34 protein-coding genes and 2 tRNA genes are annotated in these 26,082 nt (G+C 57.8%); 27 read left to right on the top strand and 9 right to left on the bottom strand.

Annotated elements, in window-relative coordinates; all coding sequences use genetic code 11:
- Positions 1-976: 976 nt before the first annotated feature.
- The 3 genes from NHAM_RS10990 to NHAM_RS26695 form a co-directional block, all read right to left on the bottom strand.
- The gene (locus tag NHAM_RS10990) at positions 977-1,198 is read right to left on the bottom strand and encodes a hypothetical protein (protein WP_041357994.1); all 222 of its coding nucleotides are present in this window, start codon (positions 1,196-1,198) and stop codon (positions 977-979) included.
- Between the two features lie 122 nt (positions 1,199-1,320).
- Entirely contained in the window at positions 1,321-1,530 is a 210-nt protein-coding gene (locus NHAM_RS10985; protein WP_011510631.1) for a hypothetical protein, read from the bottom strand.
- 328 nt (positions 1,531-1,858) lie between these two features.
- Entirely contained in the window at positions 1,859-2,053 is a 195-nt protein-coding gene (locus NHAM_RS26695) for a hypothetical protein (RefSeq protein ID WP_157043603.1), read from the bottom strand.
- 436 nt (positions 2,054-2,489) lie between these two features.
- On the opposite strand from NHAM_RS26695, the gene NHAM_RS10980 reads away from it, so the two are divergent.
- From NHAM_RS10980 to NHAM_RS26685, 13 genes are all read left to right on the top strand, one after another.
- Positions 2,490-3,581, top strand: coding sequence for a tyrosine-type recombinase/integrase (locus tag NHAM_RS10980; RefSeq protein WP_011510630.1), 1,092 nt, complete (start codon positions 2,490-2,492; stop codon positions 3,579-3,581).
- A 215-nt stretch (positions 3,582-3,796) separates the two neighbouring features.
- Positions 3,797-3,982, top strand: coding sequence for a helix-turn-helix transcriptional regulator (locus tag NHAM_RS10975; RefSeq protein WP_011510629.1), 186 nt, complete (start codon positions 3,797-3,799; stop codon positions 3,980-3,982).
- On the top strand, positions 3,979-4,152 hold the full coding sequence (locus NHAM_RS26690) for a hypothetical protein (protein ID WP_157043602.1): 174 nt from the start codon (positions 3,979-3,981) through the stop codon (positions 4,150-4,152). The genes NHAM_RS10975 and NHAM_RS26690 overlap by 4 nt, the downstream gene beginning before the upstream one ends.
- A 69-nt stretch (positions 4,153-4,221) precedes the next feature.
- The gene (locus tag NHAM_RS24870) at positions 4,222-6,309 is read left to right on the top strand and encodes a VapE domain-containing protein (protein ID WP_011510628.1); all 2,088 of its coding nucleotides are present in this window, start codon (positions 4,222-4,224) and stop codon (positions 6,307-6,309) included.
- A 187-nt stretch (positions 6,310-6,496) separates the two neighbouring features.
- Positions 6,497-6,850, top strand: coding sequence for a hypothetical protein (locus NHAM_RS10965; RefSeq protein WP_011510627.1), 354 nt, complete (start codon positions 6,497-6,499; stop codon positions 6,848-6,850).
- 37 nt (positions 6,851-6,887) lie between these two features.
- Entirely contained in the window at positions 6,888-8,471 is a 1,584-nt protein-coding gene (locus NHAM_RS10960; protein WP_198136920.1) for a terminase large subunit domain-containing protein, read from the top strand.
- Positions 8,462-8,887, top strand: coding sequence for an HNH endonuclease (locus NHAM_RS24865; protein ID WP_081434986.1), 426 nt, complete (start codon positions 8,462-8,464; stop codon positions 8,885-8,887). The genes NHAM_RS10960 and NHAM_RS24865 overlap by 10 nt, the downstream gene beginning before the upstream one ends.
- Positions 8,844-10,040, top strand: a complete 1,197-nt coding sequence (locus NHAM_RS10950) for a phage major capsid protein (RefSeq protein ID WP_011510625.1) — start codon at positions 8,844-8,846, stop codon at positions 10,038-10,040. Before NHAM_RS24865 ends, NHAM_RS10950 begins: the two co-directional genes overlap by 44 nt.
- Positions 10,040-10,741 carry an HK97 family phage prohead protease gene (locus NHAM_RS10945; RefSeq protein ID WP_011510624.1) on the top strand — a complete coding sequence of 234 codons (702 nt, stop codon included), beginning with the start codon at positions 10,040-10,042 and terminating at the stop codon, positions 10,739-10,741. Before NHAM_RS10950 ends, NHAM_RS10945 begins: the two co-directional genes overlap by 1 nt.
- 1 nt (position 10,742) lies before the next feature.
- Entirely contained in the window at positions 10,743-11,273 is a 531-nt protein-coding gene (locus NHAM_RS10940; protein ID WP_011510623.1) for a hypothetical protein, read from the top strand.
- The gene (locus NHAM_RS10935) at positions 11,273-12,346 is read left to right on the top strand and encodes a phage portal protein (protein ID WP_011510622.1); all 1,074 of its coding nucleotides are present in this window, start codon (positions 11,273-11,275) and stop codon (positions 12,344-12,346) included. Before NHAM_RS10940 ends, NHAM_RS10935 begins: the two co-directional genes overlap by 1 nt.
- The gene (locus NHAM_RS10930; protein WP_011510621.1) at positions 12,346-12,552 is read left to right on the top strand and encodes a cold-shock protein; all 207 of its coding nucleotides are present in this window, start codon (positions 12,346-12,348) and stop codon (positions 12,550-12,552) included. The genes NHAM_RS10935 and NHAM_RS10930 overlap by 1 nt, the downstream gene beginning before the upstream one ends.
- Positions 12,553-12,783: 231 nt before the next feature.
- Complete coding sequence (locus NHAM_RS26685; RefSeq protein WP_157043601.1) at positions 12,784-12,951, top strand: hypothetical protein; 168 nt, start codon at positions 12,784-12,786, stop codon at positions 12,949-12,951.
- An 81-nt stretch (positions 12,952-13,032) separates the two neighbouring features.
- Here NHAM_RS26685 and NHAM_RS10925 read toward each other — a convergent pair.
- A tRNA-Glu gene (locus NHAM_RS10925) sits at positions 13,033-13,107 on the bottom strand.
- 278 nt (positions 13,108-13,385) lie between these two features.
- Here NHAM_RS10925 and NHAM_RS10920 point away from each other — a divergent pair.
- Positions 13,386-13,637 (top strand): hypothetical protein, encoded by a 252-nt coding sequence (locus tag NHAM_RS10920; RefSeq protein ID WP_157043600.1) that lies wholly within the window; start codon positions 13,386-13,388, stop codon positions 13,635-13,637.
- A gap of 340 nt (positions 13,638-13,977) precedes the next feature.
- On the opposite strand, the gene NHAM_RS10915 is transcribed toward NHAM_RS10920, so the two are convergent.
- Positions 13,978-14,427 carry a VOC family protein gene (locus tag NHAM_RS10915; protein WP_011510619.1) on the bottom strand — a complete coding sequence of 150 codons (450 nt, stop codon included), beginning with the start codon at positions 14,425-14,427 and terminating at the stop codon, positions 13,978-13,980.
- 184 nt (positions 14,428-14,611) lie between these two features.
- Here NHAM_RS10915 and NHAM_RS10910 point away from each other — a divergent pair, with 184 nt between their 5' ends.
- Positions 14,612-14,965, top strand: a complete 354-nt coding sequence (locus NHAM_RS10910) for a hypothetical protein (protein WP_011510618.1) — start codon at positions 14,612-14,614, stop codon at positions 14,963-14,965.
- Positions 14,966-15,011: 46 nt separating this feature from the next.
- Here the strand turns inward: NHAM_RS10910 and NHAM_RS27565 are convergent, their stop codons facing one another.
- Positions 15,012-15,218: a hypothetical protein gene (locus tag NHAM_RS27565; protein ID WP_041357987.1), complete on the bottom strand. Its 207-nt coding sequence runs from the start codon at positions 15,216-15,218 to the stop codon at positions 15,012-15,014.
- 437 nt (positions 15,219-15,655) lie between these two features.
- On the opposite strand from NHAM_RS27565, the gene NHAM_RS10895 reads away from it, so the two are divergent.
- The 3 genes from NHAM_RS10895 to NHAM_RS10885 all read left to right on the top strand — a co-directional run bounded on the left by NHAM_RS10895 (position 15,656) and on the right by NHAM_RS10885 (position 17,232).
- Positions 15,656-16,309, top strand: a complete 654-nt coding sequence (locus NHAM_RS10895) for a cold-shock protein (protein WP_011510616.1) — start codon at positions 15,656-15,658, stop codon at positions 16,307-16,309.
- A 243-nt stretch (positions 16,310-16,552) separates the two neighbouring features.
- On the top strand, positions 16,553-16,969 hold the full coding sequence (locus tag NHAM_RS10890; protein WP_086008350.1) for a DUF192 domain-containing protein: 417 nt from the start codon (positions 16,553-16,555) through the stop codon (positions 16,967-16,969).
- Positions 16,970-17,155: 186 nt separating this feature from the next.
- Positions 17,156-17,232: transfer RNA gene (locus tag NHAM_RS10885), tRNA-Pro, on the top strand.
- A gap of 342 nt (positions 17,233-17,574) precedes the next feature.
- On the opposite strand, the gene NHAM_RS10880 is transcribed toward NHAM_RS10885, so the two are convergent.
- Complete coding sequence (locus NHAM_RS10880) at positions 17,575-17,847, bottom strand: hypothetical protein (protein WP_081434984.1); 273 nt, start codon at positions 17,845-17,847, stop codon at positions 17,575-17,577.
- Here NHAM_RS10880 and NHAM_RS10875 point away from each other — a divergent pair.
- From NHAM_RS10875 to NHAM_RS10835, 8 genes are all read left to right on the top strand, one after another.
- Positions 17,846-18,559, top strand: coding sequence for an IS5 family transposase (locus NHAM_RS10875; RefSeq protein WP_081434983.1), 714 nt, complete (start codon positions 17,846-17,848; stop codon positions 18,557-18,559). The two genes, NHAM_RS10880 and NHAM_RS10875, sit on opposite strands and share 2 nt — an antisense overlap.
- A gap of 466 nt (positions 18,560-19,025) precedes the next feature.
- Entirely contained in the window at positions 19,026-19,529 is a 504-nt protein-coding gene (locus NHAM_RS10870) for a hypothetical protein (RefSeq protein WP_041357982.1), read from the top strand.
- 310 nt (positions 19,530-19,839) lie between these two features.
- A protein-coding gene (locus NHAM_RS24860) for an IS5 family transposase (protein ID WP_086008349.1) occupies positions 19,840-20,594 on the top strand; the annotation gives its coding sequence in 2 pieces (ribosomal slippage) (positions 19,840-20,173 and positions 20,173-20,594; 756 coding nt in all).
- Positions 20,595-20,708: 114 nt separating this feature from the next.
- Positions 20,709-21,056 carry a hypothetical protein gene (locus tag NHAM_RS10850; RefSeq protein ID WP_011510610.1) on the top strand — a complete coding sequence of 116 codons (348 nt, stop codon included), beginning with the start codon at positions 20,709-20,711 and terminating at the stop codon, positions 21,054-21,056.
- Between the two features lie 27 nt (positions 21,057-21,083).
- Complete coding sequence (locus tag NHAM_RS10845; protein ID WP_011510609.1) at positions 21,084-21,410, top strand: hypothetical protein; 327 nt, start codon at positions 21,084-21,086, stop codon at positions 21,408-21,410.
- Between the two features lie 418 nt (positions 21,411-21,828).
- The gene (locus NHAM_RS26680; RefSeq protein WP_157043598.1) at positions 21,829-21,984 is read left to right on the top strand and encodes a hypothetical protein; all 156 of its coding nucleotides are present in this window, start codon (positions 21,829-21,831) and stop codon (positions 21,982-21,984) included.
- Positions 21,966-22,400: a hypothetical protein gene (locus tag NHAM_RS26675; protein ID WP_011510608.1), complete on the top strand. Its 435-nt coding sequence runs from the start codon at positions 21,966-21,968 to the stop codon at positions 22,398-22,400. The genes NHAM_RS26680 and NHAM_RS26675 overlap by 19 nt, the downstream gene beginning before the upstream one ends.
- 27 nt (positions 22,401-22,427) lie before the next feature.
- Positions 22,428-22,967, top strand: a complete 540-nt coding sequence (locus tag NHAM_RS10835) for a hypothetical protein (protein ID WP_011510607.1) — start codon at positions 22,428-22,430, stop codon at positions 22,965-22,967.
- 2 nt (positions 22,968-22,969) lie between these two features.
- Here the strand turns inward: NHAM_RS10835 and NHAM_RS10830 are convergent, their stop codons facing one another.
- On the bottom strand, positions 22,970-24,703 hold the full coding sequence (locus NHAM_RS10830) for a site-specific integrase (RefSeq protein WP_049769328.1): 1,734 nt from the start codon (positions 24,701-24,703) through the stop codon (positions 22,970-22,972).
- Positions 24,704-25,014: 311 nt separating this feature from the next.
- On the opposite strand from NHAM_RS10830, the gene NHAM_RS10825 reads away from it, so the two are divergent.
- A complete protein-coding gene (locus NHAM_RS10825) occupies positions 25,015-25,434 on the top strand; it encodes a GTA-gp10 family protein (RefSeq protein ID WP_011510605.1) in 420 nt (139 codons plus the stop codon).
- Positions 25,435-25,752: 318 nt separating this feature from the next.
- Here NHAM_RS10825 and NHAM_RS10820 read toward each other — a convergent pair whose 3' ends face one another.
- Positions 25,753-26,064, bottom strand: a complete 312-nt coding sequence (locus tag NHAM_RS10820) for a hypothetical protein (RefSeq protein WP_041358933.1) — start codon at positions 26,062-26,064, stop codon at positions 25,753-25,755.
- Positions 26,065-26,082 lie beyond the last annotated feature (18 nt).

Genomic DNA, 26,082 nt, shown 5'->3' with positions numbered 1-26,082 from the left:
CTCCGTGGGAAACTTCTTCAACAGCCTGCTAGAGCGTTTTCGAGCGAAGTAGTTACCGGTTCGCGTGAAGAAAATGCGTCAAATCAAAATCATAAAGCCTCGCTTCTGATTCTAGCAGAAGCGGAAAGGCTCTAGCGAAGCGTCGTGCCATGCCATGGAGATAACACTTTCCATCACCCCGTTTGGCAGCCGAAATCAACCAACGCGAGACGGAAGCAGCTTCTCTCCTGAAGAACCTTTTTCTACCGCTGCGATGCCGCAATTGGCCAGCCGTATCTTATTCCTGACCCCCGCCCGCCATGCGACCAACATAGCGTGTGCCGCCTCATGCCGCGCCTCTGTAAGCTGAACCGCTTGCCCCGTTAACTTCAGATAACGCATCGCGATATCTAGCGCCTCGCTCAAAATGTCTGGGTCTACGTACAAGGGCCAAGGGTACAACAACATCACACGCTCCTAACCACGACGATGTAGAAAACGCCAACGATCTACCAATATCATCATGCCCACTTCAATCACTGTTGTGCAGCGTGACGGAATACACTGATGATCGCTCAGAGTTTTCAACTTTTCAATGGCTTGCGAGCTAGCTGGCGCTCCCTGGCGGAAACCTGAGAGCGATGGCGCAGCGCATTGAAAGAACAGATATTTCTGCCGACCAATGCGCACTTTTTGTAGCACGGGCAGGGTATCCAATCGAGTAGCCCTGCTATGCGAGGGGCCGACAAAACCTAGCCAAAGTGAGTCGCGCAGTTTCCTCCCGTGCCCCCGTTCGCAAAGGCCCGCCGTCACGCAATAGCCGATGGTTGGTTTGAATGCGGTCGGGGCTTGCGGCTCCAGCGGGGATTGAGGGCGACATCCTCGTGGCCATCCTGCCCCAAGCTGATAGCTTGGGGCATCACCGCCTTGCCGATTCCATGGGTGCGAGGATTCCCGCAAAGATCAGCAACGTTTAGTCGCCTCGCCGGTTTTGAGGTCAGTTAAGACAGTCAAAAGGCAAGATGGAGACTGTTTCGCCTAGGCTGTTGAGAACGGTGACGCATACCCCTTTGCCCGTCAGGTCGGGCATGGCCTCGAGCATATTGCGGGCCAAGAGGCTTCCGTAGCTAAGGGCGTCTTCAAGGCTTTCCAACGCGGCCTCGATGGGTTTCGATTTGTGATCGGTCAGATCTGTGACGATGTAACTGAAAATCTGCATGATGGCCGAACGTCCTGCCTTGGGTGATCGTTCCTGTTCTACGAGAGTCAACTAGTTTACATAGGCGCGTGCACCATAAAGAAACCCCGCCGTAGCGGGGCTTTGTGCTTGCTGTCGCGGGTTCAGCTGTTGCTTTTATTTTTCGGTCCGCTCTTTAGACCATCATGCGCCCTGCGGCTAGTCCGGATTGCGTCCGCCTCCTTGTCGAGGAGGGGCATATCCCGCGCCAGGTAGTCTTTAGCCCGCGCAGTCTCGATGTCGGAGAACGTGGCGTCGAGCTGCACGATGAGGTCTTCAAGCCGCTTGACGTAGGCGCGGTTGATGCGGGTCATGCCGCTTCCTCCTGCTTGGTTTCGGAGGACGCTCGAAGGTAGTTCGCCGCAAGGGCCAATTTGTTCATGCCCCGAGTATCTGAACTTTCATGCTAGCGGTAAGCTACGCAAGTGAGGTGGTCGCAATGATCGAGCTAATCAATGGAAATTGGGTGGCAACATGCGATGGCGGATGCAGCACTCGGCTGAACACCGGCCGACGATCAATCCAGCAAGCGGCCAACTATCTTAGTCGTGCTGAGAATTGGGATAACGTCGAGCATGGCGGGACTTGGAGACACTACTGTCCCAGTTGCACAGAAGGTGGGATATCTGACCCCGATATGGATCACGGTGTGACAAATACCGCGTTTTTGCGCGCCGGCGGCAGCGTGGCGGAGTACGGCGCCGGTAGGTGGGCAGCTTCGACCCCCTTCACCAGCCCGGCATGCAGGCTTTCGACGCGCCGCAGCTCGCGGGCGTAATGCTTCCGGTCGCCGCCGGACAACGGCATCTGGATCACGCAGGGTGACATAGGCAACATGTTAACGCAGGTGCCACGGTGTCTTTGTGACCCACCAGAACATCCGTTCCTAAAAGTGGGTCAAGCAGAGCTATTTTATTTAATGATTTCAAAGGGAGAAAAAGCCAGTGGCGCTCCCTAGCGGAATGCTCTCTCCACCGTGAAAGGGTGTTAACTCCGTCTAGGGGCGTCTACCGTGGACATCGTTATCCTATATTTCCCAGTGCTTTCTTCTACTTAGACACTCATAGACATTTGTCCGGAAACCCACGCTTATTGGACACCTGTTGGACACGTGCTATTCTCCACCGTGATGGCACGTACAATTCGCGACAGCATATTAGACACGAGGACGGCTCGCAGCCGCCTGAAACCCCAGGGAAAGCCGTATTGGCGGGCCTTGGAGCCTGGGCTGCATATTGGATACCGACGTCCAATATCCGGCGCGGGGAAGTGGGTGCTGCGGCTCTACGCTGGCGAACAGACCTACCAAACCGAGACGCTGGCCACCGCTGACGATTTCAGCGACGCCGATGGCGTGGCCATCCTCGATTGGAAACAGGCACAGACGCTCGCCCGCCGACGCATGGTCGACTATGCGCACAGCGAGGCGGGTCTCGCCAAGCCGCTCACTGTGGCGGACGCCATGGCGGACTATTTGGTCTATCTCGAAAGCAAGACCAAATCGGGCAGGGAAGGGCGCTATGCCGCCGAAGCGTTTATCCTGCCGGCATTCGGAAAGGTCGAGGTCGCAAAGCTGACCAAGGAACAGATCGACCGTTGGCACGCCGAGATGGCGAAAGCTCCGGCGCGTATCCGAACCAAGAATGGCCGTCGGCAACGCTTCAAGACCACGACGGACCCCGAAAACGATCGTCGCCGCAAATCGACCGCGAACAGGATTTTGACCACGTTCAAGGCCGCGCTGAATATGGCGTGGCGCGATGGAAAGGTGCCGACGGACGCGGCATGGCGGCGTGTGACGCCGTTCGAATCGGTCGACCAAGCTCGCATTCGCTACCTGAGCATGGATGAAGCCAAGCGGCTGCTGGAAGCCTGTTCGCCGTCGTTCAAGCGCCTTGTGCGCGTGGCGCTGGAAACCGGCGCCCGCTATGGCGAGTTGATCGCCTTGCGGGTCGAGGATTTCAACGCGGATGCCGGGACGCTGCACATTCGCGACAGCAAGAGCGGCAAGCCGCGCCATGTCGTGCTAACGCCCGAGGCTGTGACGTTTGTCGTTAAGGTCGCTAAGGGGCGTTCGCCATCATCCATGTTGCTGGTCAAGGAAAATGGCGAGCCTTGGCAGCGTGACCACCAAGCGGACCCGCTTAAGAACGCCTGCGCGACGGCGAAGATCGATCCGCCGATAAACTTCCATGCGTTGCGCCACACATGGGCAAGTCACGCCGTCATGCGCGGCGTGGCGCTGCAGATCGTTGCTCGGCAACTCGGCCACACGACGACGCGCGTCACCGAACAGCACTATGCGCACCTGGCCCCCAGCTTCGTGGCCGATGCTATTCGCGCGAACGCTCCGCGTTTTTCGTAGCCGGAGCGGCCCCCGCGACTACTCCTCGCCGGGACCATATTAGCGAACGATTCAGGCGAGTGGCGCGCCATCATCCACGTGTGTGTTCGCAAGTAGACGCACGGGGGCTTTGCACCATGTTTCGTAAACGATTTAGAAACTCGTACTACTACTTGGGAATCCCTGAGGACACGTGGATACTGATTGATACCCGCTTTCACATAGGAGGTTCAAAAATGGTTTCGTTGACGATCAATGAGTTTTGCACGGCGCAGAAAATCAGCCGCGCCTATTTCTATCTTCTGGTACGCGACGGCAGAGCGCCGCGGTCTTTCAAGCTCGGGAAGACGACCCGCATTTCGGAAGATGCGGTTCGCGAATGGATTGCGGCTCGCGAAGCCGAGACGGCGGTGGCGGCATGAGCGTCGATTATCCCATTGACGTCCGCACGAAGGACATCGCCGTCGCCAGTGAGATCGTGGCCGAACTCGAACACAACGCTGGACGGATCGCCGCTCAACTTGAACGGCAGCGGCGCGACATCGCCGATCTGAAAGACACTCTGGCAGAGTGGCGCGAGCGGCGTGTCTGAAAAAGAAAAAGCCCCGGTGCTCGCCGGGGCTAAGTCGTCTCTCTCTCAAGTTCAGGATCAATATACAGAATGTCGTTAGAAATCTCAAGTGATTTTGACTATTATGCGTCAATCGGCGCGGCTCTTGCTCCTATTCCCCATGGCGCGAAAAATCCTCTCGGCATCGTGGGAAGTGTTTATCTCGACTGCTCCAAAGACCCAGCACAATGGCGCGGCTGGCGCGCGACGCATCCAAACTGCAATTTTGTTCTTGTGGCCGGGCCGTCGCGGCTCATCATACTCGACATCGACGTGAAAGAGCTTGGCGTCGACCGTGCCATCCATCTTTACCGCTGGTGGTTCGAGTCGCGCAGACTTCCGATCCTAATGCCGCAGGTCAGAACGCCGTCTGGTGGATTCCACACATACGTTCGGGTGCCGGATGGCGTTGATCTGGAAGACCTGACCGCCGCTCAACTTGTGCCCGCGTGCGAAGGCGCGAAGAAGGCGATCGTGGAGACCAAGATCGGCAACGGTATCACAAACGCAGTCGGCTCTTATTACGACGGCCGCGACGGCGGCCCGGCGGGCTATTACAAGCGCATCACACCTTACGAGCCGCACGAGTGCCTGCCGCAACTTCTAGAGTATTACAAGCGCAAGGTTGTGGCGACCGCGGCAACGCCGGAATCCACGCGCGCCGCGGAGGAACTATTACCGACGTTGCCGGCGCATATTCGTCGCAAACTCGATTGCGAGGACGCCACCGGCGACCGCAGCGCGGACATAGCTCGTTGCACGACGGCCTTAATCGGCCACGGATGCAGCGATGCGGAAATCTTCGATCTAATCTGGAGTCATCCGCTCGGCGAAAAGGCGCGGGAAAAGAAGGATGACGGGCACTGGCTGCGCAAGGACATCACCAGTATGCGCAGCAAGGGATTTGGCGAGCGCAAGCCGGTAGACTGGAGCGGCGTAGCTATGACCGGCGCGAAGACTGGCGATATCGTCAGCCGTCCCGATTGGCATCACCAGTGCATTGCAGACGGCAACGGCAAGATCATTCCCAACGTCGCGAACGCCATCGTCGCGGTGACAGCAGCATCCGGATCGCACATCGGATTTAACGAAATGGAGTGCGCTCCGTTCTGGCTCGCTCCGTACAACCGGGCAATCCGAGACGAGGAGGTCACCGAAATCCAGAAGTGGATTCAGCACAACGGAATTCCGCGCATCGGGAAGGATATTGTCCACGATGCTGTGCGTTCGGTAGCGGTCAAGAATAGCTTTCACCCTGTGCGCGATTACCTGAACGCGCTGCGATGGGACGGCGTGCCGCGCGCTGGTAACTGGTTGTCGACATATCTCGGCGCGACGCGAACACCTTACACGAACGGCATCGGGCAAATGTTCCTTATCGCCATGGTGGCGCGTGCGTTCCAGCCGGGATGCAAGGCGGACTACATGCTGATTTTGGAGGGCAAGCAGGGGCTTATGAAGTCGAGCGCCTGCCGTGCCCTCGCGGGACAATGGTTTTCCGATCAACTGCCCGACATCGGAACAAAGGACGCGGCGCAGCACTTGCGCGGCAAATGGCTGATCGAGGCCGCGGAGATGCACGCGTTGTCGCGCGCGGAAACGACGGCGCTCAAGGCATTTGTGACGCGGCAGGAGGAACGCTATCGCCCGCCGTACGGCCGCCTTGAGGTCGTCGAGCCGCGCCAGTGCGTTTTTATCGGGACAACGAACAAAGCCGTCTATCTGAAAGACGAAACGGGTGGACGGCGGTTCTGGCCGGTGAAGTGCGGGACCATTGCCATAGATCGCTTGGCGGCTGATCGCGACCAACTATTCGCTGAGGCTGTGCATCTTTACCGGAGCGGCGCCGCGTGGTGGCCGGATCGTGAGTTTGAGGCGGAGCATATTGCGCCCGAACAAGAGAGGCGATTCGAGCATGACGATTGGTCCCAGCCGATTTCAGAGTACCTGAAAGACAAGCAGTCGGTAACGCTGATCGATGTGGCGGCCGGGGCGCTCCATGTACGGCGCGAGGATTTCTCGCGAAGCGACCAACTGCGGATTACGGCTATCCTTGAAAAAGTGGGTTGGGAACGTGGCATCCCTGAGCACGGCAGGCGGCCTTGGGTGCGGACACAAAGGGAAAGCGTGGCGGCGTAACGCTGTAACGCTGGTAACGCTGAGTCCAATAGAGGAGAGTTTTGCTAGTTTGCCTCTTATAGGAAACAGCGTTTCAGCGTTTCAGCGTTACGTCTCCCTTTTGTGTCTGATGCGCAGTTTCAGACAATATGTGGCTAGTCAAGCAGTATGTTGACAAACAGATCACAATATATTACAATGATCGAACATGTCCATATTGCTCGATGGCAGTCTTGCTGCCCGCCTCACCGACGCCTTAGTGGCCGCTGATCTGCCCTATGCGCTGACGGTTCAGCACGGCGTCGATAACGGCGACCCATTCAACCCCGAGACCACATGGGTTGACCACTCGTGCACCGGCTGGGTCGACGACTATTCGCTGCAAGACAAAGCGGGCACGCTGATCCAGGTCAATGATCGCAAAGTCTTTATCCTTTGCAATAGCTTAGACCTTGTTCCGACCACGGCGGATAAGCTCGTGGTCAGTGGCAGCACGTATCAAATCATCAACGTCGCGCTCGATCCCGCATCTACATGTTGGGTTGTGCAGGCTCGCAAGTGACACAAGGCACAACATATAGCGGTTCCAATACCCCGAAATGGGAGGAACCGTTCGCCGCAGTAGGCGGGCTGTTCCATTCTCATTCCCTCGAAAAAATCGGGGGAAAATGACCGCTGAAGTTGTCATTAAGTTCTTGGAATCGTTGAAAATTCCAGAAGGACCGCTGGCTGGAAAACCCCTCAAATTAGGCGAGTTCCAGAAACGGTTCGTCCGCGGCGCGCTGGATCCTGCAAACATGGTCGCCTGCCTGTCGATCGGCAGAGGGAATGCAAAAACAGCTCTGTCCGCCGGCATTTCGCTGGCCGCGCTGATGGGCATCGTCGACAAACAGCCAAAGCGGGAAATCCTTTTTGCGGCTCGGAATCGCGACCAATCGAAACTCGCCTTCACCTTCCTGGTCGGGTTCATCGAAAGCCTGCCGAAGCGCGAGCGCGAGAAATTCACGATCCGCCGCGGTCAACGCCTTGAGGTAGAATACAGCGGCAACGGTGGCGGGCTGGCCCGCTGTATCGCGGCCGATGGCAAGTCCATTTTAGGCGGCGCTCCGGTGCTTGCCGTGCTCGATGAGCGCGCCGCGTGGGAGAAGGAAAAGGGCGATTCACTAGAAAATTCAATACTTTCCGGGCTCGGGAAGCGAGCCGGCAAAGCGATTTTAATAAGTACGAGCGCTCCCGACGATTCGAACACGTTCAGCCGGTGGATGGATGACCCACCGCCCGGCACCTATGTGCAGGAACACCGGCCACCGCCCGGATTGCCGGTCGACGATCTGGAAAGCCTCCTGATCGCAAACCCTGGCGCTTCCGAAGGCATCGGCGCTTCTGCCGACTGGTTAGTCTCGCAGGCTCGTAGAGCCTTGGCCCGCGGTGGTTCGGCGCTGTCGTCATTCCGCAACCTCAATAGAAATGAACGTGTCGCATCGGATGATCGTTCGGTTCTGCTGACGACGGATGAGTGGTTGTCGGCGGAAGTTTCGCTGGACGATCTGCCGCCGCGTCAGGGTGCCTGCATTCTCGGCGTTGATTTGGGCGGTTCGCGCTCCATGTCCGCCGCTGCATTCTATTTCCCCGAGACCGGCCGCCTTGAAGCCTATGGCACTTTTGCGAGCGTGCCGAATTTGGCTGACCGCGGAGCCGCTGACGGCGTAGGGACTCGCTACGTCGAGATGCACTCGCGCGGCGAATTGCGAGTACTAGGCGAAAACACTGTGCCGCCCGGCCCATGGTTGGCGGACGTTGCGCGTCTGGCCGATGGTTACCCGATTGCCTGCATTGTCGGCGACCGGTTCCGCTTCGCTGAATTTCAGGAAGCGATGGTCGCGGCGAATCTTCGCGTGCAGTTCGTGGCGCGCGGCATGGGTTGGCGTGATGGCTCGGAAGATTGCGAGCGTTTCCGGCGATCGTTGTTCGACGGGAAGGTCAAAACGACTCCGTCGCTGTTGCTACGCAGCGCCTTCGCCGACGCGATCACGCTTATCGACCCCTCGGGCAATCACAAGCTGACAAAAAGTCGCTCGCTCGGCCGGATCGACGCCTGCGTGGCGTCGGTGTTGGCTGTTGCGCAAGGCGACCGCATGACAGCGCGTCCTCAACGTAAAGCGCGAGTGCCCGTATGGCTTTGAAGCAATACGATCGCCACGGTGCCAGTGTTTATCGCGACCCGCGATGGAAAGCGGTTCGCTATCTCGCAAAGAAGCGCGACGGGTGGCGCTGCGTGAAATGCGGATTCCGCGGGCGGCTTGAGTGCGATCACGTCCGGGCGATACGCGATGCGCCAGAATTAGCGTTCGAATTATCGAACCTCCAGACGCTTTGTCGCTTCTGCCATTCCAAAAAAACTCAGATCGAAGTCGGCTTCTTCACTGAAGTCGACCCGAAACGCGCCGCGTGGCGCGATCTTGTCCGCGCCTTGGCGCAACCCAACAATGAGGTACTAAATGTTAACCAGCGTTCGAATCCAGAAGCGTCAGTCGGAAATTCGCCAACAGCTTGCGGTGCTCGCCGGGAAAGACAATCCCGACGAGACCGAGATTCGTAGTCTCGGCGACCTGGATAAGGAATTCCAGACTAACGAACAGCGTTTCCGCGCTGCCCTTGTGGCGGAGTCGGAAGAGCGTGCGGCGGCCGGTGCCGAGATGGAGACCAGCGGTACCAAGGAATGGGACAAGCTGGTCGGCGGCTTCGAAATGCGTCAGGTCGCGGCGTTCTACACCGAGAACCGCAACCTCGAAGGCGCCACCAAGGAAGTCGCCGACGAACTGCGCAGCAAGGGTTCGTACCAGGGCATTCCGGTGCCGCTGAGCGCACTGGAAACGCGCTCGGGTGAAACGGTTTCGTCTGGCATCTACTCGCCTAAGTCGACCGCTGCACTGATCGACCGTCTGTTCCCGCAGTCTGTGGCTTCGCAGATGGGCGTGCAGATGATCAACATCGCGTCCGGTTCGCAAGAGTGGCCTCTGACTTCGAGCAGCGTCGCGTCCGGTTGGGTTGCGAACGAAACGAGCAACGTACCTGGTCCGACTGCCTACACGACCAGCGAGCGTTCGGTTGCGCCGAATAACACGCTCGGAATCACGATGACCCTGACCCGCAAATCTCTTAAGCAGGCGGGCGAGGCACTTGAGGCCGCGGTCAGAAGGGACATGAATGGGTGCATTTCGCAGGCGCTGGACAAGGCTGTTTTCTTGGGTGCCGGTAGCGGTGGCGAGCCGCTCGGTCTAATCACTGGCGCGGCGACCTACGGGATTAGCTCCGTGGCGATCAATGCGGCTGCGTCTTGGGCAAAATTCCGTGACGCCGTGGTTGCGTTTATGGTTGCGAACGCTGCGACCGGCCCCGGTGGCGTGAAAATGCTCGTTCGTCCGGAAGTCTATTCGACGATGGACTCGGTCATTTACACGGGCACGGCAACCAGCGAGTGGGACAAAACTGTTGCCAATCTCGGCAGCGTTATCACTTCGTCGAATGCTCTCGCGGCTCCGACCGGTTCGCCGCTCGCCAGCAAGGCTTTTCTGACTTGCTCCCCTGGCAATGTTGCGCCTGCGGTTCTGGCCACATTCGGCGCTCTCGACGTAATCCGCGATATCTACACTTCTGCCCCGTCTGGCGAAGTCAAACTGACAGGTTTGCTCACCGCGGATATTTCCGCGCTGCGCGCCGTTCAGTCGACCGTGTTGACCGGCATTCAGTGATGGATGAGTTCGCCACGATCAACGGCGAATTGGAATTGCGCGCCTCCCGGAGAACCGGGGGGCGTCGCATCCGCGGCAGATTCCCGTACCGTTCAAAAGCCGTTCTAAGCGATGGTGGCCGCAACGGCGGCAAACCACAGAAAGAGCAATTCGAACCGGGCGCCTTTTCCTACTCGCTCAAGTCGGATGCTGAAATTCATTTGCTAAGCGGTCATGACTTCGCGAAACCGCTTGCCAGCAAAAACACGGGGACGTTGACGTTCCACGATAGCAACGAGGCGCTGCAATTCGACGCTGACATCCATCCTGAAATTCTCGACACGAGCTATGGTAGCGATCTTATTAAGCAGATTTCTTCTGGCCTTGTTTTCGGATTGTCGCCTGGTTTCAGAATTCCGCCTCCATCTGCTGTGCCTGCGGACAAAGCGCAGAAATTCGAGAACGAAGATCCGAAGCTCGGTCGCGCGATCATTCGCACGATTTTTGAAGCGATCCTGACGGAATTGTCGATCGTGACGCGGCCGGCATATCCGGACGCGAGCGTCACCATGCACGACGCTCTCGGCAACGTCATCAATCCCGACGATATGACCGATGAGGAAAAGATCGCTGCCGGCTGGACATACAACGTCGCGGGAATCTTGATCCCGCCGCCGGACACAATCAAGCGCGCGATGCCCGCTGCGTTGAGATGGAGATAATATGTACGTGACTGCCGATCATATCGACGAAGCCGCGCCCACGACGTACCTGAACACAAGCCCCGCATTGCCGATGGGCGACGTGGCGTGGCAGCGTATCGAGGGCTGGATCAATTGGCGTTATACGCCGCGCACGGTGACTTGGTTCGTAAATGGGTGCGGCTATTTCGAACCGAACCGATTTCCGTATGCCATCACCGGCACGGAAGTCTGGTCGAACCGCGCCAAGGTGTGGGAGATCACGACGCTCGACCCCAGCCCGCGCGGTGGTTTCTACCTGCCATGCACCGGCCCGTGGAAAATCACCGCAACGGTTGGCGGTGGCAGTCCGGCGCCTGTTGTGCCTCCGTTGGTTCTCGAAGCGTGGAAGCGCCTCGCAACGTATCTTGACAGCAAGACCGGCACGCCTGGCGCGAACCGCGAACGAATTGAAGCAGGATCGATCCGGCTCGACGTGATGCGTGATCCGGCATGGATGGCGAACGCCATGCGCGATTCCGGCGCCGCTGATCTCTTACGAGGATTCCGCTGATGGGTTTCATGGATTTATTTCGTCGCGCCGCGCCTGCGGTCGAGAAGCGTTCCGTTGGCTCGGGTTTTACCGCGGAAGTCTTGCGGATGCGCGAGGCATATATCAGCGGCAGGACCGGACTAGGCGAACTGACCGGCACGGTGTCGTCGTGTGTGTCGCTCTGGCAAAACGGTTTTGCTCTGGCGGACGTCAACGGCACGGACATGTTGACGCCTTCCATGTTGGCGCTGCTCGGGCGGTCGCTTGCCTTGCGAGGCGAGTTTGTTGCCCTGATCGATGGTGACCAGCTTGTGCCGGCGTCCGATTGGGACACGCGGACCCGAAACAGTCAGCCCGTAGCTTACAGGCTTTCGATCCCGGAAAGCGGTGGCGGTCGCTCTTTGACGGCGCTGGCGGGTGAAGTCTTGCACGTTCGGATCAATGTTGACCAGGCGGCGCCTTGGCTTGGTGTGTCACCGTTGCGGACGGCTAGCTTGTCAGCCGGGATGCTTCACAGCGTTGAGACGGCGCTAGGTGAAGTTTTCCAGAATGCGCCCCTCGGCTCGCAAGTGGTGCCGATGCCGGAAAATCCCGAGAACAACAATAACGAGATCGCGTCCAGCTTTGTCGGCAAACGAGGTCGCGTGATGCTTCGTGAGTCCGTCACCGTCACCGCTGCCGGCGGGCCGACGCCGCAGACTGATTGGCGCCCTTCGGACCTCACGCCGAATTTGGAGCAGTCCATGGCGAAGGAAACGCTCGACGCCGCGCGCGATTCCATCTTCGCGGCTTATGGCGTCATTCCGGCGTGGTTTTCGAACCAGGCGCAGGGACCGGCGATTCGCGAATGCCAGAGGCATTTAGCCCAATGGTGTCTCCAACCCATTGCCGAACTGATCGAAGAAGAGGCGTCGGCGAAGCTGGGCGGCGAAATCGAAATCGATGTCATGGGACCGACGCAGGCGTTCGATAGCGGCGGCTCGGCCCGCGCCTTCGCCACGCTCATTCAAGGGTTGGCAATGGCGAAAGACGCTGGCGTGGATGCGCAGGCGGCGCTTGCCATGCTCGACTGGTCGAAGAAGGAGACCGCGTGATGCAGACGGGCAGCGTGAAGTTTTTCAATGCGGAGAAGGGCTACGGATTCATCCAGCCCGACGATGGCACGCCGGACATTTTCCTGCATGTCCACGGGCTGGCGGACAAGCTGCGCTATCCGTGCCCGCGTGACCGCGTGGAGTATGAGGTCGGTAAAGGGCCGGACGGTCGGCTCCGCGCCGAAAGGGTTGCGCTGATTGATTAGAGCTTCCGGCCGCGGTGCCTCACCCGCGGCGGGTTGATCCGGGAAGATGGTCGCGGTGGATGCCGCGGCCATTTTCTTTGTGCGACTTTACTACGACGACGTAGTTTGTCAACGAATAGCGCTGCGATTTCAATATTTTATACGAAACATTTTACAGATCAAGTCGTGACCTGTCGCGCGGAATGTGGCTCTATTCGCTCGCGGCCATGGTGGTCCGCGAAAGGAGATCACATGATGCCCAAGAAAACCGAAGACGTCGAAGTGAATTTCACGCAGCGCGTGCTCATGTCACTGTTGGTCGATGTGACGTACTTGGTGGAAAATGCGGAACGCGTGAAGACCCAAGTTTTCGCGATGGCGAAAGAGAACGGCGTGCCTATTCCGAAGTGGGACGACTAGATGTCCACCGATGACAATGGTCGCTTATTGGACATTTGTTGGACATGGCCGATGCGCGGAGAGCTAAGCCATTGAAATAGTTGGCGCTCCCTAGCGGAATCGAACCGCTCTCTCCACCGTGAAAGGGTGGCGTCCTAACCGATAGACGAAGGGAGCTGAACTTTTCAGCGACGAATCGCGCCGTTATTTCAGTCTCAAGCCCGCTGCGATATTGCCGTTAAATCAATATTCTATAACGATTTGATCAGACGGTGTCTCCGGGCGGCGGTGAACCGGACCGGCGGCAGCGGCGGAACGTATAGTGGCGTTTGCCCGGAGGGGCAAGCATTCTCCCCGAAGGATGCCGAAGCGGTGCAGGGTCTCGCTTCGACCGAAAAGGCGATGCAGAAGTGGCCGGGGCAGGCTGAGTTGCCATCTCCGATGGAGCATCCGACATGATACGGCGATCGTTGTATGGAGTGCTCGTGGTGGTGCTGTCCTTCGCCGGCACATCCGCGTGGGCGCAAACACGCGGCTCGCACATCTCCGACCGCGACATCAAGACCGAGCAGCCGGTCAGGAAGTCGGGACTGTCCGCGCAAAAATCCTGTTCGGAATTTGGACCCGGCTTTGTCAGGGTCGAGGGATCGTCGAGTTGCATGCGCATTGGCGGCAGCATTGGCGTCGATGCCGGCACCCGACGCTGACGCTGCGTCGGAATAGCGGAGCGTGTTCAGAACACCTTCCGAACACAACGAATGTCGTCGCCGCACCGTAGCGGCGGTAAAAGCAAAAAAGCCTCGCCGAAGCGAGGCCTTCATTGGCGGTGGATGCGAGCGTCAATGACCGAAGAACAGCCACAGAAGAATAATCAACGGTATCGGTACGCCTATCAGCCAAAGCAAGAGTCCGCGTCCCATCGTCGTCTCCTTGTGTGCCAATATCCACAAGGAAAACGCGAGGTGAGAGGGATCGTTCCGGTGCCTCAGCGCGTTGGGAAACAGGACAGCAATTGCCGGATTCGGAAATAGTCGGTCGTGCCGCGTCTCACCAATGACCCGTGTTCGGCATTGAACTCCACGGCTCGGCCGACGGCAGGGCGTCGCCCTTTTGCAGCAGCTCGATCGAGTGCAGGTCCGGCGAGCGGATAAACGCCATCTGGCCGTCGCGGGGCGGGCGATTGATCGTGACCCCGAGCTTCATCAATCGGCCGCACGTCGCATAGATGTCGTCGACCTCATAGGCGAGGTGGCCGAAATAGCGATCCTCGCCGTATGTCTCCTCGTCCCAGTTGTAGGTCAATTCGACCAGCGGCGCGCCGCGGCCCCTGGACTGCTTGACGAGGTCCTCGTCCTCGGGCGCGCACAGAAACACCAGCGTGAATTTCGCCTTGTCGTTGTCGACGCGGCGGACCTCCTTCAGTCCCAGCGCATCTACGTAAAACTTCAGCGCGGTCTCGAGATTGCGCACGCGCAGCATGGTGTGAAGGTAACGCATGTCCCTTGTCTCCCTGCGGATTTGCTTTGTCACCTGATAACAGCAAAATCCATGCGAGAGCAGACAAAAGCGGATTTCCGGGAAAAGCAAAAAATGCGGATGGATTGAATCCGGCCGCTTCGGTTCTGCAACCAAACCAAAAGGACCGCGTTAATTCGCCGATGCTTCGCGAGAGGACAGGGACATGAAAAAAACGGCGATCATGATTGCGACCGTGGCGACAATTGGCAGCGCTGTTGTGACGGCGCCGGCTCAGGCACATCGAATCGGGCCTGGTCTTGGATTCGGTCTTGCCATCGGCGCGCTGGCCGCGGGCGCAGCGGCGAGTTCATACTATTATGGACCCTACGGTTATTACGGGGGCTATTACGGGCCGCGCTACTACCGGCCGTATTATGGACCGGCCTATTACGGCGGGTGGTCTCCGGCCTACTACGGTGGCCCTCCAGCCTATTATGGCGGGTCTTATGGTTATTACCGAGGTCCATACCGGCACTGGCATCATCGCCACTGGCATCACCGGCACCATCACTGGTGATCTGACGCAGGGATCACAGGTCGCAATGCCTCAGGGATGAAGAGCATCATTCAGGAGTATTCGCGACGTTGGTCGGCTGCGACCCGCCCAGTGCTCTGCCTATCCGAGCGCGAACGGATTTGTAGTATTCGTCCCGTTCCTGTTGGAGCTTGGCTTGATACGCCTTGAAATTGGCGACGCGCCGCGCGATGTCGGCTCGTTCCGATCCCAGCCTGTCCTCCGGACTCGTCTGATTTTTTTGTTCGTGCGGCATTACGATTATTCCTCCGGCATTTGCGCCCTGTTTGGAATGATTTCAACAAAGCGGACGGCGCGCGTCAATCGAACGCATCTGCGGAGAAGCTATTCGCGCCTTGCCCGATGAATATCAAGCGCTGCGCCGCCCGACTCCGGCGATTATGGCCGCACAATGCGTCGCAAAGCTGGTGATCCTCAACAAAGAGCCGTCGGTGCAGCCGATCCTGTCATCCGGCACGACATCGGCGTCACATCGATGGTCGATCTGGAATCGGGAGAAAGATGATTCGTGCATGTGCAAGGCTGTTCATAGGTCGCCGTCAATTTATTTTTTGTCTTGCGACGCCAACGAGAGTGTTATCTTTTGATTCGTGAGATTCGTGGGGCTATATACGTTCGTGAATGACGGTGTCGAGCAGACGGCAGCCGTAGTGATGTGTGGGGGCCTGGGTCATGGGGGCAGACGGTTTTGAATCCAGGAAGTTTGGAGGTCCGGCGGTGAGCGATCACCTTGGGTCGAAGGACTTTTCTGGAACGGCGGATCGGGAGTCGGGGGTTGGTCCGTTTACGGGGGTTGGAGAATCCCCCGCGAACATTGTCGAGATCAGCGGCGTCATCAAATGGTTCGACGCTTCAAAGGGCTACGGTTTCATCATCCCCGATAACGGCTGGTCGGATGTGCTGCTGCATGTCACCGTGCTTCGTCGCGACGGCTATCAGACGGTTTACGAGGGAGCCCGTCTGATCTGCGAATGCGTGCAGCGAGCGAAGGGCTATCAGGTGTTCCGGATCACCTCCATGGACGAGTCCACCGCAATTCACCCGGCGCAGATGCTGCCGCCACGGACCCATGTCAGTGTAACGCCGACCAGCGGCCTGGAGCGGGCGCAGGTGAAATGGTTCAACCGGTTGCGCGGTTTTGGTTTCTTGACGTGCGGCGAGGGGACACCGGATATTTTCGTCCACATGGAAACGCTACGGCGCTTCGGCATGACGGAGCTTCGACCGGGACAGTTCGTGCTGGTCCGGTTCGGGCCGGGCTCCAAGGGCATGATGGCGGCGGAAATTCAGCCGGAAACCGGCGCCCCGGGCCTGTCCTCTCACTGATCTGACGAACGGGCCGTCGCCGAAGGTGACCCGCGCGGGATTTGATCACTTGAGGTCCGACCTTCCGGAAATCGTGTTTTGTGGCGGCAGGGCCCGCCCGCTATGGGTCGTGGCCGGCGGCCGTCTTCGGCGGTTGCGCATGATCCTTCGTTCCTGACAGGTTGCCAGATGATACGAGTGCGGAAGGTCGGTCTTGAGTGGCTGCGCGCCGGTTTATGGGTTGCGCTGCTTTCGTGGATAGGCATGGTTACGCCGGGCTGCGCCGGTGTCCATGCCGCCGAATTCCAGCCGCTGGAAATCGCAACTCGAGCCGGCGTGAAGATGTTCTCGGTCGAGATGGCGACGACCGAGGAGGAAAAAGCCACGGGACTGATGTATCGGAAGCATCTGCCGGACGGGCAGGGCATGCTGTTCGATTTTTCTCCGGCCCAGCAGGTGTCGATGTGGATGAAGAACACCTACATCTCGCTCGACATGATCTTTATCGGCCCCGACGGCCGCATCCTCCGGATCGCCGAGAACACCGAGCCGCTCTCGACCCGGATCATCCCCTCACGCGGTCCGACCAAAGGTGTGCTCGAGGTGATCGCGGGGACCGCGAAAAAATATGGCATCGCGCCGGGCGACCGGGTCTCGCACCCGCTCTTCAACGGCCATTGAGATCATTCGAGCGTTTTCGAGCGAAGCATGTCCTCGAGCTTGACCCGAGGAGAGCACCTGTTCGCGTGAAGAAAACGCGTCAAATCAAAGTCATAGAGCCCCGTTTCCGATTCCATCAGGAGCGGAGGCTCTGGGCGGCTTGCTGGGCCAGCTGGAAGCATGTAACGACATCGGTTCCCAGCAGATCGGGGTATAGCGCAGCCTGGTAGCGCGGCAGTTTTGGGTACTGCAGGTCGTTGGTTCGAATCCAGCTGCCCCGACCATATTGCTGATAATGTAATAATTTAAATTACTTATACGGTATATGCACTGCACAATAAGTGGCATTCCGTAACAGTTATCCGGAGCAGTTTTCGGTAACACTCCTTTATTTCGCCACAACTTTCCGTAATATAGTTACAGTTCAGGGTCACGAAACGGAATATCGTTACGCGACCTTTTCAAGTTTCGATTTGCGCGGTGATTTCCGAGAGACCGTGAAACGGTCACGCAGCGCCCATAGGGCGGTGACCATTCCGAGAGAGAGTGCGAATGGTTCGGCGAGAAGCTGGACCCTCTTGCGACTCGAAATCGGAATGTCATTCGTTACTCGCTTCAAATCCTTCCTATGCCTCGAAACCAAGTCGGGCGTATCGAACCCCGATCCGTGGCTCTTTGAGCAGTTCAGCGGCGGCACGTCCGCTGCCGGGATCGTCGTCACCCCGCGCACCGCCATGGAATGCGCGCCGGTCCGGTGCGGCGTTCAGGCCATCAGCGAGACCATCGGCCAGCTTCCCCTGATCGTTTACCAGCGCGGCGCGAACGGCTCCAAAGAGCGCGACCACCTTCACCAAGAACCGGGAGCGGTTGCAGAACGGCGAGGTGCTCAAGAAGTTCATGACCAGGCTTCTGAACCATCCGCAGGTCAAGCCGCGGCTGTCGGACGAGCACTTTTCGGTGGACGGAACGCTGATCGAAGCTTGGGCTTCACAGAAGAGCTTTCGTCCCAGGGACGGTCGCGGTGACGATAATGACGGCGCGAACTTCCATGGCCAGAAGCGCAAGAACGACACCCATGCAAGTACCAGCGACCCCGACAGCCGGCTCTACCGCAAGGCAGCCGGACAGGAGGCGAATCTTTGCTATATGGGCCACGCCACCATGGAGAACCGGCATGGGCTGGCGGTGGCCGGCATGGTTACGCACGCCAATGGCACCGCCGAGCGCCGCGCCTCGGAGATCATGCTGGAGGCCAAAGGCAAAGCTGCCGGCCACCGCATCACGGCCGGTGAGGACAAGGCGTACGATACCGCCGATCATGTCGCCAATCTTCGCGCCATCAACGTGACGCCGCATGTGACACAGAACCGGGCCGTCACCAGAACCGGCAAGACCCGCACCAGCGCCATCGACGAACGAACTACGCGGCATCCGGGCTACGGCATGTCGCAATCGCGCCGCGCGATGATCGAGTGCATTTTCGGGTGGGGCAAGCAGCACGGCACCATGCGCAAGACCAAACATCGCGGCATCGCTCGCGTCGCCGCCAACTTCCTGCTCAATCTGGTCGCCTACAATCTGATCCGCATCCCCAAACTCGTCGCAGCGTAGCCGATCCAGACCTCAAACTCCCGAACACGCCGTCTCAACAGCCAGCCTCGCAATAAAACCCCGTAATTCTGTGCGCTTTTCAGCAGACTGCTAAGGGAGTCCTAACTTGCCGTTGCTCAGACAGAAGCTAGAACAAAAACAATATAGCACGCTCGCCTCAATTTCGCAGGACCACGACAACAAAAAGCGGTCCAAAAATGTTCAGCGGTTACGGTCCAAAAATGTTTCGCCGCGTCGTCGCCGGACACCCTCAAAAGATTCAAAAACCCTAGCAAAAATGCGGTCTTTTTGTCCCGCACCCCAAACGGCTGTTCCGACATCTTTAGTTGTCACACCATCACCCCTCTATTCTCCCCATTCATCACCCATTCTAACATACGCTCCTAACACCCCTTCACCGTCACTCACCCCAGCCAACGACAACCTTATCCCCACATGGTCTCTTGTAGAGGACGGCGTCAAAGCCGTGGCGGCGACGGCTGCCCTACAACTCTCAGGGAAGTCCGCCCATGCGTTCGCCTTCAATCTGCTCCCGGAGACCATCGAAGCAGCCAAAGCGAATCCAGCGGGATTCCTAGACCATCTAAAGCGTCCCTTTGATCTGTTGCTAAAGCGGGCGGGTGTTGATCTGCCCTATTGGCTCTGTCTCGACATCGACGATGACAAGCGCCTACACATTCATGGCGCGTTTGCCGCTGTCCTTGAACAGCATCCGGCCATTAGGAAAATTATGAAGACAGCATGGGGGAAGTGGAAGGGGCGGGGCGAGCACAAGCAGCTTTGGATCAGTCGGAAGCCCTGCGACGACGGCTGGGCCAGCTACAGCCTGCGCAATCAGCGGAAGGTCGCGAGGATCATCGGTCCCCGAACCTTCACGATCACCCGGCCGCTACAACGCAAAGCCGAATGGACCTATTCGGAAATCCGCCGGATCATGCGGGGCAGCTTGCTTAAGTCAGTTCTGACTTAAGCATTTGAAATTATTATATAAAATATCTTGCGCCGATTCCGCGAATATGTTTCCTTGCCGTCGTTCACAGCCAAAACACGGGGCCTGAAAATGCAATATCTTCCTGATGATGATTACAACGTGGCTGTCGCGGCGGCTGCGACCCTTGTCCGGTTCGCACCGGCTATGCTGTCGCTCAAAATCGAACACTCGCCATGGACCGGGCGCATTGAACCTGACGACGTGAAGCTCGTCCTAGGCTCAGGACCCATTAATTTTCTTGTGGAGAGGTGTTTGGACTGATTCATTGGCGTTGCTGGGAGACGCCGCGATGTCCGATTTGTTTCTGCTCACTGAGGCGCAGATGCGCCGGATCGAACCGTATTTTCCGTTGTCGCACGGGATTGCGAGGGTTGACGATCGGCGGGTGATCAGCGGCATCATCTTCGTTATCAGGAATGGTCTGCGCTGGCGCGATGCACCGCCGGGCTATGGTCCGTACAAGACGATCTATAACCGGTTCGTGCGCTGGAGCCGGCTTGGCGTCTTCAACAAGATATTTGCTGAACTGGCTCGTAAGGGCGGCGCTCCGAAGCGATTAATGATCGACGCCACGCATTTGAAGGCGCACCGTACCGCCGCCAGCCTTTTAAAAAAGGGCCTGTTTCCCGATGTATTGGGCGCACCAAGGGCGGCCTGAACTCCAAACTGCACGCCGTATGCGACGGTCAAGGCCGCCCCATCATCATGCTGCTCAGCGAGGGCCAGATGAGCGATTACAAAGGCGCGGCCCTGATGATCGATGCGCTGCCGCCCGCCAGGCAGTTGCTCGCCGACAAGGGTTACGACGCCGACTGGTTCCGTCAGGCTCTCGCCGCGCGCAGCATCACCGCATGCATCCCATCAAAGTCAAACCGCAAAGAGAAAATCGAATATGATCGGGTGCTCTATCGCCAGCGGCACAAAATCGAGAATATGTTCGGAAGGCTCAAGGACTGGCGACGTATCCATACCCGCTACGATCGGTGTGCTCACACATTCATGTCCGCTATCTGCATCGCAGCAACCATCATCTTCTGGCTCTGATCAATGAGTCCTGAGCCTAGGTTTGCAACTGGACATCTGGCCCGAGCATTCGCGCCCGGAGGAGGAAGATCGGCCCGAGAGCATCCGCGCGAAATGGCAGAGGAAGATTAAGCAATGAGCAGCTGGACGCTTATAGCCAAGAAGCCACCAGAAGGGGACGTAGCGGTCGACCTTACGATCGATGGCGGTGATCCGCTCACACTGAGCTTAGTCGAAGCTCAGGGATTAGAAGCCGCGTTAGGCGAAGCGCTGGCAGGGGTTGATAATGCGTTCGGCCGAATTTCATGCGTGAACGCAGCCACCCAGATCATCGTTGCAATCGACAAGGTCACGGTTGCATCGCTTAGGTATGAAAAGGCGGAGCGGATGCGCGACCAGCTAAAGGAACTTCTGGCGGGCAAGGGCACTAAATTTTCCGATTCAGGTGCCGTTGAAGATCATCGGCCCATCTCACTGAAATGAGGACTACACATTTCGTGATCGCCTGCCGTGAGCAATCCGCGACCTCGCCGCTATGTTGCAGCCATGAGTGATACGGCAGACGATTTTAAGACCGCATTTAATGAGTGGAAAACGCAACTTGAAAAGCTGGGTCTTGCCGAGTTGACAGGCGATGACCTTGTGGAAGGTATCGGTGACCATCTTTATGGTATCGGCGTAGAAAGCGAAGATCGCGCCGAACTTATGCTTAGCTTGACTTGGCTCGCGGACGACGAGGTTTTTTGGCGCGTGTTTCACGACTACTGGTCTAGTTGTGACGACACTTGGTGTCTACGTGAGCAACTGCCTGATATAATGACCAACTGTTTTGACTAGGCGTCAGAGTATTGGAGCGACGACCAGCGCCGCTTTTTCGATGGCCTGCCGGAAATGGTGACGCTGTATCGCGGCTGTTCAGTTGATCGGGTGTTAGGAATATCGTGGACCACCGACAGGAATGTTGCCGAGGGTTTTGCGCGTGGACATCGCGGCATTCAGGTGCCGGATGCAGGCATCGCCAAATGCGAATCCCTAAGCGCAACATCATTACGGTTATCGTTGATCGTGACGAATCCGAGGTAATTGTCGATCGGAGCGGTATGGGTCTGAAATATCGTTTGGGCGCTACACGCTAATGCAGGAAGCCGCATAGAGCGGATCATCTGACATAGGACACAAAGAGGCGCGAATTATACCGCGCCTTTTTTTGTTGCCCCGAATTGTCTCCTACGCTGTGATGGAGCGGGGGTGCTTCATGAAAAGAATTTTTGCTATCGGTCTCACTATGTCTGGAGTGCTGCTTGCCGGCTGCGCTGGTCACTCCCCCTATGAAGGTCCGCTGGTCGACATGGCCGGCGTCGACCAGGCTAAATACAACAATGACCTGAACGAGTGCCGGCACAAGAAGTAGCAAGCCTCGTTCGTCGGCGCCGCAACTATGATCTCCGACTGTATGGCCGGTCGAGGCTACAACGTGATCGAGAAGCGCGGCTGAAGCGAAATATTTTGTTGCTGGTTGCCTCGCGGCTTCTCTTTTCGGGCTGCGGTGGTGGTGACGCAATGCGTTGGGTCCATGCCGAAAATAGAATCGTCACTGTTGAGGATACCCCTTATCAGGTGCAGTGGGTTCGCGATGCCAACGGTATCGATATGCGCGGCGTCAGAACCACGTCGATCGTGATTATGCCAGACGACATGATTGAGCGCCGAAGAAACACGCAAGCCGCGCTTATCGTCGGCACTGATCTGTGCGGAGGGAAGGCGTCCGTCGTGGCGGAAATGAAGTCCGGGGATTCCTACGCCACGCGGATCAAGTACGGCGGTTGACCGCCGGGAAGCTAGACGGGGGAATCGATGGCTGAAAACAATACGCCACCTTTTGATCGTGCGAAGTGGACGTATGAGCTAAATCGGGAGAACGCGCATCGCCAGCATGACGCCACTCGCGAGCTTTTTCATTACATCAACAAAGCATCAATAGAAGCAGGAAATATTGCGCTCAAAACGCTGGTTGTCATCAATGGCAGTGCCGCGATTACGATTTTAACTTTCCTTGGCGGGGTTGCTGCGAAGCGCGAAATTGATTTTCTTAAGGTGGCGAATGTCGCATCAACCATAAAATGGTTTGCATTTGGCGTGGCGCTCGCAGTTCTCGCCATGGCCCTCTCGTATTTAACTAACTACACGATGGCCGGGACAATTGCGAGCAAGAGGGCGACATATGAACATCCGTTCATAGTGGATGGACCAAAATTTCGAACGTGGAGACGTTGGAATATTCTCTTTCATATCGCAGCGGTTTTGGTTGCGTTTGTATCGCTTGGACTATTTGTCTACGGCATGTTTCTTACAAGTGATGCTGTGAGGCATCCTCTCGCTAGTTCAGAAATGTAGCGTCACGATATCGCCGGTCCTTGCGGCACGTTGCCATAAAGCCCCGTCGTGCTGCCTTTGGTGTGACCGAGTAGGGGGCCGAACGTTTCGTCCATATACCCGCCACGCCGGAAGGCGTCAGCCGCGCTATGCCGGAAGCTATGGAAATTCCGGCTCTTGTCCTCTTTAGCGCCAATATTTTTGAAGTAGCCCGCAAAGAAACGTGACGGCATTCGCGAATAGTGTCCGCGCGTGTCCGGCTTCAACTCCGGGAATAGCTGTTTCTCGCCACGCTCAACCATACGCGCGTGATAGTCCAGGAATCCAAGTTCAATGAGCCGCGAATGCAGCGGCACCACGCGGGCGCTGCCGTCCGTCTTGACGGACTTGTCTTGCGACCCTTCCGGCGTGATGTGGAGGATCCAGACGCCATGGTGTTGCCGAACGTCGGCGGTCAGCATTTGCGACAACTCGCCAAGGCGCGCGCCGCTATAGGCTGCGAGATACGGCAACCAATAGCGCCAATCCCGAATCTCGACCTTGCCCGGTAGGTGTTCTTGCCGCTCGCCCCGGCACTTCCCAAAGAGCGGCGATGTAAAGATCAGTTTCAATTCGTCACCGGACCACGGATAGACCGTCCGTTTTTTCTTATCGACGGCAAGGTGCATCCGCTGGCAGGCGTCCTGCTCGATATATTCGGCATCGAATAGCCATTGGCAGAACGGGGCGATGGCGCTGATATATCTGTTCGTCGTTCTGGCGCTGATGACCGGTTTTCCGACCGTCTTGTTAGCCTCGATCACCTTGCGGAACGACATGCCCTCGAATTGCTTGATGCTGGTCGCTTTGCGGGGCCAAGAGGCGAGGGCGTGTTTCCAGTCCCGGACAGCCTTCCGCGTAATCGCGCTGATATGCAAAGTCTCTCCGATAAACTCGAAAAACAGCGGCACAATCCCGGCGTTCTGATTCCACGTGTCTTGCGTGACGCGACCGTTCTGTTCCGCCTGATAGCGGGCGTAGAGTTCCGCCAGCGTCTCGCCGGACGCGGCCTGCTTTTTCCCCATGGTCGGGTAGGACGGCACGACTATCGGATCGGCGGGCGTGCCGGTGAAGTTGCCTTGGTTCCGTTCGAGCGTTCGCTGTAGCTTCTCTATTTCGGACCGCTGTAGCCGCTGGCAAAGGTCGCGATAGACGGACGAGTCTTTAGGAATCATTAACCCTTCGCGCTGGATCACGTCGTCGGCGGCCCATTCGATCAAGGCGGTTTCACCCCTCGCCAGATGCAGCCGAAGCGTTTCAAGGTGCGGTTCCCGCTGTTCGCGGCCCCACTGAGCGGCATTGCGAATCACGAGGAAGTTCCCGGCGTCCTCTAAGGTGACCTCGCCAGCGGCGTCCGCTGTGGTTCTCAATTCGTCGGCGGCGCCTGGATATCTTGCTGGCCGGGCAGAGGCGGTCCGTTCCTGTCGGTCCCGCTCCAATTCGCCCTCGTAGTGGTCCCAGACGGCCTTGCTGAGATCGGCCGGCGTCGGCTGGCGGCGCGTCCGTAGCCGCTCAAATTCCGCTTCCCATCGCGCCAGCACCGGGCGGGCCTTCGCTACGGCCTCTTTCGGATCGCGCGTCCCCAGCGACTTCCAAAGCTCCTGTTTACTGGTCCCTGTCTTAGTGGGATAGAGGGGTTGAAGGTCTTGGGGAATGGCGACCCTTGCGTAATACATCGCCGAACCCGGCCGTCTTTGGACATTCGTTCGGAGCGCCATTCTCTAAACCTGTAAGACCAATCCGCAACAGTTTGTCGTGCAGGCTTACGCGCTAAGGAGCTGAAAAATCAAACGATATTGACATTGTTAATATTTTGGTTGAAGCATTTCTCCCAGCTGCCCCGACCAATGAAATCAATGGCTTAGATAGTACTTCAGCGCGCAAATCTTCCCGTAAGATTCGACCGGGAAGGCTATGGGAATATTGTGATGTCGACATATTTCGGGAGCGAAGCCCCGCGCCCTCGTGGTCAGCGCTGGCGTCGCAAGATCGCCGACAGCATCACCGAAGCAATCGAAGAGGTTTTGAAATGACCGACCACAGCACCAGTCCTAGCTCTCGGCAGCTTCAATTTGCCGGCAAGGTTCGCACTTTCAATTTGAATGACCCCAGGGTTCTCGCCATGATCTTGGGCGGAGCGAAATTGAAGCAGGTCGCGAAGATGGTCACGATTGCCCGTCTCGGCATAGGTAGGGCGCCGCTTGCCGGACAATACGGCGACACCCCGGAGGCTTGCCACAAGCGCTTTCTCGAACAGGTCTATTCGGTTACGGATGTGGAGAACGTGATCGCGCTCGGATTGATTGGTGGCGGGATGGCCGAAGATGAAGCGTTCGCGCTTGTCGATGAGCATGTCTCTGGTAAGCCACTCTCAGCTAACGCGCTGATCGCATCGGAAACCATTGCCGCGTTTTGCGACCGCAGCGAGAAAACGAAACAGACGCCTTAGAGCGCTTATCGTTCTGATGGAATCAGAACGAGCGCCCTAAACCATTGAATGGTCGCATTTCCTTACGGTGAACCGGTTTCCACTTCACCGGGAAATGCTCTAGCCGGGCTGATGTTCTACCTTATCAGTTTGTTCGCGGCGCCATTCTCAGAGTCCGTATCGCCGGATAACGAGCGGCCGAAGCAAGACAGAACATCAACGCCAACAAGACTTTTCTGATAAATATCATTTTCGCCTTGAATGCTTCCCATCCAAGAGAAGGGGTGCGCCAGCGAACCGGCGCACCCCTTTAATGCTTGCGAAAAGACCGGGCGGCGATCAGTACGGGCAGATCGTGCGGCCCCAGCGCGGGCTGTAGTAGCAACCCGGTGCGATGAAGCCATAGCCGCGACCACGACCCCAGCCGCGACCACGACCCCAGCCGCCCCCGCGTCCCCAACCGCCCCCGCGGCCAACACCACGGCCACCGCCGCGTCCACCGCCGCGCCCGCGGGCTGCCGCCGACGTGGTCGATCCGGCGATCACAACCGAAGACACGCCGGCAACGCTGACAAAGTACACGCAAACCATCGCCGCTGCCGCCAGGACGCGGGTGATGATGTTTTGCGCGCTCGAACTTCTTTGAGCCATCAGGAGAAACTCCCATTC

The sequence above is a fragment of the Nitrobacter hamburgensis X14 genome, assembly GCF_000013885.1.
Lineage (GTDB): Bacteria > Pseudomonadota > Alphaproteobacteria > Rhizobiales > Xanthobacteraceae > Nitrobacter > Nitrobacter hamburgensis.
Note: the sequence above shows the minus strand (reverse complement) of the source record. Positions and strands in the feature narration are given on the sequence as shown.

Coding starts and splice junctions, on each gene's coding strand:
- NHAM_RS10990 (WP_041357994.1), bottom strand. CDS start 1,198: ATGCAGATTTTCAGTTACATCGTCACAGATCTGACCGATCACAAATCG.
- NHAM_RS10985 (WP_011510631.1), bottom strand. CDS start 1,530: ATGACCCGCATCAACCGCGCCTACGTCAAGCGGCTTGAAGACCTCATC.
- NHAM_RS26695 (WP_157043603.1), bottom strand. CDS start 2,053: ATGTTGCCTATGTCACCCTGCGTGATCCAGATGCCGTTGTCCGGCGGC.
- NHAM_RS10975 (WP_011510629.1), top strand. CDS start 3,797: ATGGTTTCGTTGACGATCAATGAGTTTTGCACGGCGCAGAAAATCAGC.
- NHAM_RS26690 (WP_157043602.1), top strand. CDS start 3,979: ATGAGCGTCGATTATCCCATTGACGTCCGCACGAAGGACATCGCCGTC.
- NHAM_RS24870 (WP_011510628.1), top strand. CDS start 4,222: ATGTCGTTAGAAATCTCAAGTGATTTTGACTATTATGCGTCAATCGGC.
- NHAM_RS10965 (WP_011510627.1), top strand. CDS start 6,497: ATGTCCATATTGCTCGATGGCAGTCTTGCTGCCCGCCTCACCGACGCC.
- NHAM_RS10960 (WP_198136920.1), top strand. CDS start 6,888: ATGGGAGGAACCGTTCGCCGCAGTAGGCGGGCTGTTCCATTCTCATTC.
- NHAM_RS24865 (WP_081434986.1), top strand. CDS start 8,462: ATGGCTTTGAAGCAATACGATCGCCACGGTGCCAGTGTTTATCGCGAC.
- NHAM_RS10945 (WP_011510624.1), top strand. CDS start 10,040: ATGGATGAGTTCGCCACGATCAACGGCGAATTGGAATTGCGCGCCTCC.
- NHAM_RS10940 (WP_011510623.1), top strand. CDS start 10,743: ATGTACGTGACTGCCGATCATATCGACGAAGCCGCGCCCACGACGTAC.
- NHAM_RS10935 (WP_011510622.1), top strand. CDS start 11,273: ATGGGTTTCATGGATTTATTTCGTCGCGCCGCGCCTGCGGTCGAGAAG.
- NHAM_RS10930 (WP_011510621.1), top strand. CDS start 12,346: ATGCAGACGGGCAGCGTGAAGTTTTTCAATGCGGAGAAGGGCTACGGA.
- NHAM_RS26685 (WP_157043601.1), top strand. CDS start 12,784: ATGATGCCCAAGAAAACCGAAGACGTCGAAGTGAATTTCACGCAGCGC.
- NHAM_RS10920 (WP_157043600.1), top strand. CDS start 13,386: ATGATACGGCGATCGTTGTATGGAGTGCTCGTGGTGGTGCTGTCCTTC.
- NHAM_RS10915 (WP_011510619.1), bottom strand. CDS start 14,427: ATGCGTTACCTTCACACCATGCTGCGCGTGCGCAATCTCGAGACCGCG.
- NHAM_RS10910 (WP_011510618.1), top strand. CDS start 14,612: ATGAAAAAAACGGCGATCATGATTGCGACCGTGGCGACAATTGGCAGC.
- NHAM_RS27565 (WP_041357987.1), bottom strand. CDS start 15,218: ATGCCGCACGAACAAAAAAATCAGACGAGTCCGGAGGACAGGCTGGGA.
- NHAM_RS10895 (WP_011510616.1), top strand. CDS start 15,656: ATGGGGGCAGACGGTTTTGAATCCAGGAAGTTTGGAGGTCCGGCGGTG.
- NHAM_RS10890 (WP_086008350.1), top strand. CDS start 16,553: ATGGTTACGCCGGGCTGCGCCGGTGTCCATGCCGCCGAATTCCAGCCG.
- NHAM_RS10875 (WP_081434983.1), top strand. CDS start 17,846: ATGACCAGGCTTCTGAACCATCCGCAGGTCAAGCCGCGGCTGTCGGAC.
- NHAM_RS10880 (WP_081434984.1), bottom strand. CDS start 17,847: ATGAACTTCTTGAGCACCTCGCCGTTCTGCAACCGCTCCCGGTTCTTG.
- NHAM_RS10850 (WP_011510610.1), top strand. CDS start 20,709: ATGAGCAGCTGGACGCTTATAGCCAAGAAGCCACCAGAAGGGGACGTA.
- NHAM_RS26680 (WP_157043598.1), top strand. CDS start 21,829: ATGAAAAGAATTTTTGCTATCGGTCTCACTATGTCTGGAGTGCTGCTT.
- NHAM_RS10835 (WP_011510607.1), top strand. CDS start 22,428: ATGGCTGAAAACAATACGCCACCTTTTGATCGTGCGAAGTGGACGTAT.
- NHAM_RS10830 (WP_049769328.1), bottom strand. CDS start 24,703: ATGGCGCTCCGAACGAATGTCCAAAGACGGCCGGGTTCGGCGATGTAT.
- NHAM_RS10825 (WP_011510605.1), top strand. CDS start 25,015: ATGACCGACCACAGCACCAGTCCTAGCTCTCGGCAGCTTCAATTTGCC.
- NHAM_RS10820 (WP_041358933.1), bottom strand. CDS start 26,064: ATGGCTCAAAGAAGTTCGAGCGCGCAAAACATCATCACCCGCGTCCTG.